This is a genomic window from Paenibacillus taichungensis (assembly GCF_013359905.1).
Taxonomy (GTDB): Bacteria; Bacillota; Bacilli; order Paenibacillales; family Paenibacillaceae; genus Paenibacillus; species Paenibacillus taichungensis.
The window spans coordinates 24,646-31,503 of sequence record NZ_JABMCC010000078.1 but is presented as its reverse complement, the minus strand read 5'-3'; the positions used below and the strand labels follow the sequence as shown (position 1 = coordinate 31,503).

Genomic DNA, 6,858 nt, shown 5'->3' with positions numbered 1-6,858 from the left:
TTGTATTACACGAGAACAAAAAGGCATAGGGAGAGGTCAAGCTACCGCATTAATTGAGGTAGCGAAGGCTCGTGATGAATATTTTAATGAGACAGGAATCTATGTACCAATTTGTTCTGATGGAGGTACTGTACACGATTATCATATTACATTGGCGCTAGCTATGGGAGCAGATTTTCTAATGTTAGGCAGATATTTTGCCCGATTTGATGAAAGCCCCACTAAAAAAGTGAATATAAACGGTAATTATATGAAGGAGTATTGGGGAGAGGGAAGTACAAGGGCGAAAAATTGGCAAAGATATGACTTAGGCGGTGACGAAAAACTTTCTTTTGAAGAAGGAGTTGATTCGTTTGTACCCTATGCAGGAAGTTTAGAAGATAATGTTGGACTTTCTTTAAGCATAGTACGTTCAACAATGTGTAATTGTGGTTTCCTGACAATTTCTGAACTACAAAAAAATGCTAAGATAACCTTAGTTTCTTCTACAAGTATTGTTGAGGGTAGTGCACACGATGTTCTACTTAAAGATAGTCGTCAGATATTGTAACACATCATTGTTAGGGAAACCCTTCACTGAATATGTTAGATGAAACGTAGCTTATATATGTTAAAGAACTGTGATGTTATTCTAACTGCATTCGCTACAATTTTATATGGATTGTCCATGAGAGAAATTGCAAAAGACAGCAGATATAACTTTTTCTATCACCAAACATCCCAAAGTAAGGGATGTTTTTTTATTAAAAGGCGACCTGATCAACAAGTAGTAGTAGTAAGGACAAGAACTTGTACCGATTGCCGGAATGGACAAGAACATAGTCTACATTTACACAAAGTTAGGATTTTGTACATATGTCTATCTCACACAATTTAATTGCTTTCAATGTATTTTATTCTGACGGTGGACAAGAACTTGTACCGTTAAAGGACAAGAACTTCTACCTATTGCCGTTTTACGTCCCCCTTTTCATCCTCAATTTATCCGGTCCGGGTTAACACAAAAAACCGGCAATCTTTGCAGATTAACGGCTTCAAAAACTCAATTTTTTCACATATGTCTCGACTTTTTTTTGGAGGATCTTATGTTCATTACTTGGATTACTCATGTTCAGCATCGCAACTTTTTGTGGTGTATACGATATCATTGAATGAATATCTTGTTTAGCGGTTTCATATTGATTCGGGCAATTGCATTTGTTAGTCAACAACGGTTCTCTATTTTGCAAATGATAATATTCAATGCTGCTAAATGAGCTGCTCTCCTCAAAGATGTATTTGAAAGAGACTTGTGGAAACGAGCGATCCCTCATATTCTCAATGTCATTCCAAGAAGGTACACTAATTTCTTTACTTCTATTCCCTGCAGTCTCCATCCAGGCATAGAAGAAATTCTCACTGAACTGTAAGACCAGTTTTTCAAGAATCCAGGAAAGCCCCGTTAGTTCAACAAAAAGCAGCCGATCGCATTGACCAGCTGCTGCTTGTGTGTATTATTCACCTTGTACGGTGACACATGTATTACCAAACAATTGTTTCTGGAGTCACGCCGACCGGGAAAGTTTCTTCAGCTTTGTCTCCTTTAGTGTACATGTCAAACCATGCATCAGCAATATAATCGGGATCAGTCTGTGTGCCCTTCTTAATGAAGACTCCCAAAGAGAGATGGCCGACATAAATACCTTTAGGAGCAAGATCAGTATGAAGATTAAGCAAGTAGTTTCTTAAACCAGCCATTGTAATACCAATGTTTCCCATCATTTGCATTGGATAAAGTGCAGACAGTCCCGTCGTGAATAAGAGCGCTCCTTCGCTCCTTTCAATCATATCCGGTAAGACAGACTGAACAGTGCGAATGGCGCTAATCATATAACCATTAAAGATATCTAAGGCATTTTCTTCTATTACTTGCCATGCTGGAGTAGGTGGATAGTTGCCAACTGTAGGGCTAAACTCCACTACATCAATTGAATCATAGCGCTCTTTAATTGCTGTAAAGACACCTTCTAACTGTTCTTTATTATATAAATCGGCTACAAAGCTTGTTGCTGAAATCTTTTCTTGCTCCAATTCCAGAACAAGTTGATCCAGCTTACTCTGGTTTCGTGCTATCAGAGCAATTTGAAATCCATTTTTACCGAATTTACGTGCTAATGATTGGCCTACTTCTGGACCTGCCCCCACAATTACAAGTGTCTTCATTTGTATTCCTCCTAAATTAAAAAGCAACTGCTGCTTTTGAAGTTTCTATTAGTCCATCGCTAAATATCACTGATGCACGATCCTTGAACTAATTATGTCCTTCAATAATGACCTCTTCTACGTTGATTCCAAATAACCCAACTACAGCTTTAGTCGGTTTACTAGCTGATTCGATTGTGCCCATTGGTCCACTGGAATAGACTCCACCGCGAGCTGTAAGTAACATTGCTTTCTTATCTCCCACAAGTCCTATAGGACCCTCTGGTGTATACTTGAAGGTTTTCCCGGCTTGAGCGAGGTATGAGATATAAGTAATTAAAGGTGCAGGTGCAAGAAAGTTCCAAAGCGGAAACGCTATGACTACTTTATCTGCTGTTAAAAACTGATCCATATAACTGATCCATATAACGAGATATTGTGTCGACCATATTTTGTTCATCAGCTTTAAGTTCAATTCCTTGATTGAACTTGTATAGATCTGAGATGGCTGTATCGCTGTAGTAAGGGAGGTTTTCCTCAAACAGATCAAGTTCTACAATTGTATCTGTCGGGTTCTCCTTCTTATAGGTGTTAAGGAATGTTTCGTATATTTGAACACTTACTGCTTGGTCTGATGGTCGGTCATTTACTTTAATCATTAGTACATTAGACATAAAATCTGCCTCTTCTTTCTTGTTTCCGTTTTTGGAATGATAATTACTACTTTTCGTTAAAATAACTTGCTTGGGTCCATATCATAGTCCGGTATGAATTCGCCTGCATATGCTCGGTCATGAAGTTCGTCTGAAGAAGCCCCTTGTTCTCTTGCTTCAAGCATTTTTTCAACATCAACATATTTCCCCATAGGGAGTTTTGAAAATGAGGGTGCTGTTTGCATAAATGAAGTGGACTTATCCCAATCACCAAACGTATCCATTGTTAGTTCAACCGTATTACCATCAGGATCTTTATAGTAGAAGGCAATACTAATACCTTGATCTGCTGTGACAATTGGTTTGATTCCAATATCTCTCAAGCGAATATAGGTATCCAGAAGATCATCTAGAGAGTCGTATTCAAATGCGAGATGACTAATCGATGAGTGAGGTGTACCACTTCCAACTGTTTGTAACCCTGGAATTCCAATCAGAGCAATACGGTGGTTCGCTTTATCATTCGTGATCCATGCTCCTTTAACACCTGGAAGATTACCAGCTGGATTCTCTTTTTCAAAATTGATCTTCGTTCCAAGTACTTGGCTGTACCATAATATCATTTCATCAATTTTCCCCGTCGTAATACCCACATGATGTAGAACAGAACGTTTGATATCAAAATTTTTTTTCATCTAGATCTCTCCCTGTTTGATAAATTTGAAAATTTAGATGCTATCATGTTCTTGATAACTATTGCCCTGTATCAATTGATTTAAAATGTCATGACCAACTGATAGACCTGCTCTGTCTGTGTGGCTGTACCTTACTGTAACCCTCCTAGACTTCCTTGCTAAAAACCAGGAAAATTAAACAACTCTGAATAGCGCAATAAAAAGACGAATATTGAAATGATGCCTAAAACAAGAATCATAAACGTTTGCTTAAATGAATCTCGAACTCGTATATGAGTCAGTACTCCACCAATTGCCGTTAATCCAAGCAATAACGCACCGGCAGCGACCCAGCTAGATTCCCAATAACCGATTATTAATGCCGCGGCACCAATAATTTCAACGATACCTGTAACAACTCGAAACCATTGTAGTAATCTCCATTGCTTAAAACCTTCCACATGCATTTTGGAACCTGTCACTTTTCCGAATCCAGCTATCAAAAACATAAGTGCAAGAATCCCTTTTATTTTGATAAAGCTTTACGGACAATTGGTGCCACTTTGTTTGCCAGTAAATCAATTGCTTTTTCCACTCTACTTAATGGCTGCCCTCCCATATCTAATTGTCCCATAAAGCGTGAATGGCCAAATAGTTCATGCTGATACAATATCTTTTCTGCTAATTCCTCTGCACTTCCAACTGCTAATATTTGTCCTGGCGCTCTCTGAGGCATTAATTGCTCTACTGTTGAGTGGAAGTGTTGGCCACGCTCTTTTAAAAAATAGCTAAAATATTGATTATAATGCGGAACAAATTCAGTAATCGCTTGTTCTCCGGTTAGGGAAACATACGAATGCCCTGTCACAGAAACTCTTAGCTTAGTTAAGTCATGACCTGCTTCTTTAGCGAAATGCCAGTACAAGTCTGTTAAATGTTTTACGGATTCTGGACGACCACTTAATAGGCCCAGTGCCATATTTACCCCAAGTCTTCCTGCACGAACTGCACTTGCAGGGGTACCCCCAACACCAATCCAAATCGGGATTTCTTTCTGAATAGGTCGAGGTGAGATTTGAGCATTTTTCAGGGGGGAACGAAATTCCCCATGCCAATAATTCACAACTTCTTGCTCTTGCAGTTTAAAAAAGAGATTCAGTTTCTCTTCAAACAATTCATCGTAATCATTTAAACTAACGCCAAAGAGAGAGAATGATTCTAAAAATGCTCCACGACCTAAAATAATCTCAGTACGACCGTCTGATATTAAATCCAGCGTGGCAGTGTCTTCATAAACACGGACCGGGTCGGCTGTGCTAATAACAGATAGTGTACTGGTTAGTTTAATATTTTTTGTTTCACGTGCAATGGCTGCAAGTATCAGGGCATAAGAGGATGTTACAAAATCTAGTCGGTGATGTTCTCCAACACCAAAGATATCGAGTCCTGCCTCATCCGCCATTTTCGCCATTTGAATAATATCTTCCACTCTGGATTGAGCAGTAGGTGTATTTCCATTTGCATCGGGTACGCGTTCACCTAATGAATAAATCCCAAATTCAAATTCTTTCATTTCTTGCCTCCTAGTTGTTAAATACGATCGGCATTTTATGAATCCATTCATCTTTCTGAGCAGCATCAAGCATGCATTTCGCAGCGTTATATCGAGAAACATTCATCTTACCTTTTGTATCTCCAAAAGATACTGCATATCCATTTCCAATTGTTTTAACATTCGGATTTATGATGCGCACAACAGTCCAATTAAGTATCGAATTTCTTATTAATTTCTCTATGGCTTTCATTTCAGCATATCCAGTTGGATATAAGATTTTGGCCATTATACTAGGTAACACAGTAACTAGCTGCTTAACATCTTCTGTTGCTTGGATCGTTGGTGTTGCAAGTGTGATAAATCTTTTAAGACCGATCTCTTCCATTACGGAGATAATCGCTTTATGTGCCTCTGCAATGGGTAAATCCGAAACTTTTCGTTTCATGGATAAAGCTGGTCCAAGAGCACTTAATACAGCATCACTACCTTTGATGGCCTTTTTTATTTTTTCTCGATCTGTTAAATTGCCAACTACAATGTGTAAATTTTTATGATCTATGCTAAGAGCATCGGGTCGTCTCGAATAAGCTGTTACATCATACCCAGCCTGTAGTGCTTGGTTTACCACAATCTGTCCGATCTGACCTGTTGCTCCGAAAATCGTTAATTTCATATTGCTAACTCCTACTCCTTTCGTTTATCCAACACTTGTTGTAAAATAAATATAACAAGGTAAAAATCTTCGAACAACCAACAAAATAAAAGTTATTTCGTATATCCGACATATCGATATAAATGTCTAAAAAGAGGAGGGAATTTAGTGAGTAATCCAATGGATCCTCGTGTTTTACGTACCCATAAGCTCATAATGGATGCATTTATAGAGTTATCTATGAAAAAAGATTTCAAAGACATAACAATTAAAGATATTACAACTGCTGCTACAGTTAATCGGGCAACCTTTTATTATCACTTTATTGACAAATATGATTTGCTTGAGAAAGTATTAAGTGAAAGTGTAATGAGAGAAGTCCTTCAAGAAGTTAGTACACATGAGGAGATTAATGAACAGACCTTAGAGGCTATTTTCTTCTCTGTTATTAAGTTTCTAACATTAATCAGTAACCAATGTCAGCGAAGTTACGAGGCATTTACACCACAAATAGAAACGATTTTTAAAAACGAACTTCAAATATTTTTTTGTGAATGGGGACAAAAACAATGGCCTAATCATAATAAAATGGAGATTGAAGCTGTTGCTGTGATGTTAAGCTGGGCACTTTATGGATCAGCCAGTCATTGGATGCAAAATCAAACTACACAGCCAGAAGATTATGTAAAGCAATTAGTACATTTTATAAACAAAGGGAGTTAATTGGACAATACATCTAATCTGTAATCGGTACAAGTTCATGTCCTTTGCTCGGGACACGAACTTGTACCGATAAAATAAAAAAGCAGCTAAATTAGCGACTTAAATGAGTATATGTTCATGTCCCTCGACAACTACGATTAACGTACTTTTAGATGGATACATCTCTAATAAAAAAATTAGCAACATTTATGCTGCCTGTAAAAAATAATCAACTCGGTGACCTTTATTCAAAAATTTCGTTGCTGCTTTTAAAACAGTTCGTGACTCCTGGGGCATTTCGAGCAGCTGGCGTATCAACCGTAACACACACAATTACCTGCCTCTGCCCTAGTCGATCAGATTATCCAATCGATTCCCGGAATTGGTAGCAAAATCGCTACAACGATTTTGTCTGAGATCGGGGAAATCCATCGGTTTAGT

The 6,858-nt window shown here is 38.1% G+C and carries 7 protein-coding genes and 2 pseudogenes; 3 read left to right on the top strand and 6 right to left on the bottom strand.

Going from position 1 to position 6,858, the window contains the following annotated elements:
• On the top strand, positions 1–550 hold a 550-nt coding region (locus tag HP548_RS01105; protein ID WP_175380656.1), incomplete at its 5' end, for an IMP dehydrogenase.
• Between the two features lie 971 nt (positions 551–1,521).
• Here HP548_RS01105 and HP548_RS01100 read toward each other — a convergent pair.
• The 6 genes and pseudogenes from HP548_RS01100 to HP548_RS01075 form a co-directional block, all read right to left on the bottom strand.
• Positions 1,522–2,202, bottom strand: coding sequence for an SDR family NAD(P)-dependent oxidoreductase (locus tag HP548_RS01100; RefSeq protein ID WP_175380655.1), 681 nt, complete (start codon positions 2,200–2,202; stop codon positions 1,522–1,524).
• Between the two features lie 16 nt (positions 2,203–2,218).
• Positions 2,219–2,855, bottom strand: a pseudogene (locus tag HP548_RS01095) (FMN-dependent NADH-azoreductase).
• 56 nt (positions 2,856–2,911) lie between these two features.
• Entirely contained in the window at positions 2,912–3,529 is a 618-nt protein-coding gene (locus HP548_RS01090; RefSeq protein ID WP_175380654.1) for a VOC family protein, read from the bottom strand.
• A gap of 158 nt (positions 3,530–3,687) precedes the next feature.
• Entirely contained in the window at positions 3,688–4,029 is a 342-nt protein-coding gene (locus tag HP548_RS01085; protein ID WP_343054753.1) for a DoxX family protein, read from the bottom strand.
• 5 nt (positions 4,030–4,034) lie between these two features.
• Positions 4,035–5,081 (bottom strand): LLM class flavin-dependent oxidoreductase, encoded by a 1,047-nt coding sequence (locus HP548_RS01080; RefSeq protein WP_175380652.1) that lies wholly within the window; start codon positions 5,079–5,081, stop codon positions 4,035–4,037.
• A gap of 10 nt (positions 5,082–5,091) precedes the next feature.
• Positions 5,092–5,736 (bottom strand): SDR family oxidoreductase, encoded by a 645-nt coding sequence (locus tag HP548_RS01075; protein ID WP_175380651.1) that lies wholly within the window; start codon positions 5,734–5,736, stop codon positions 5,092–5,094.
• Between the two features lie 147 nt (positions 5,737–5,883).
• Here HP548_RS01075 and HP548_RS01070 point away from each other — a divergent pair, with 147 nt between their 5' ends.
• Together HP548_RS01070 and HP548_RS01065 are read left to right on the top strand one after the other, a co-directional pair.
• A complete protein-coding gene (locus HP548_RS01070; protein WP_175380650.1) occupies positions 5,884–6,438 on the top strand; it encodes a TetR family transcriptional regulator in 555 nt (184 codons plus the stop codon).
• A 336-nt stretch (positions 6,439–6,774) separates the two neighbouring features.
• A pseudogene (locus HP548_RS01065) lies at positions 6,775–6,858 on the top strand (transposase); the annotation flags it as partial.

Bases quoted from the DNA above. Each gene is read 5' to 3' on its own strand.
- HP548_RS01100 (WP_175380655.1), bottom strand. From the start codon at position 2,202: ATGAAGACACTTGTAATTGTGGGGGCAGGTCCAGAAGTAGGCCAATCA.
- HP548_RS01090 (WP_175380654.1), bottom strand. From the start codon at position 3,529: ATGAAAAAAAATTTTGATATCAAACGTTCTGTTCTACATCATGTGGGT.
- HP548_RS01080 (WP_175380652.1), bottom strand. From the start codon at position 5,081: ATGAAAGAATTTGAATTTGGGATTTATTCATTAGGTGAACGCGTACCC.
- HP548_RS01075 (WP_175380651.1), bottom strand. From the start codon at position 5,736: ATGAAATTAACGATTTTCGGAGCAACAGGTCAGATCGGACAGATTGTG.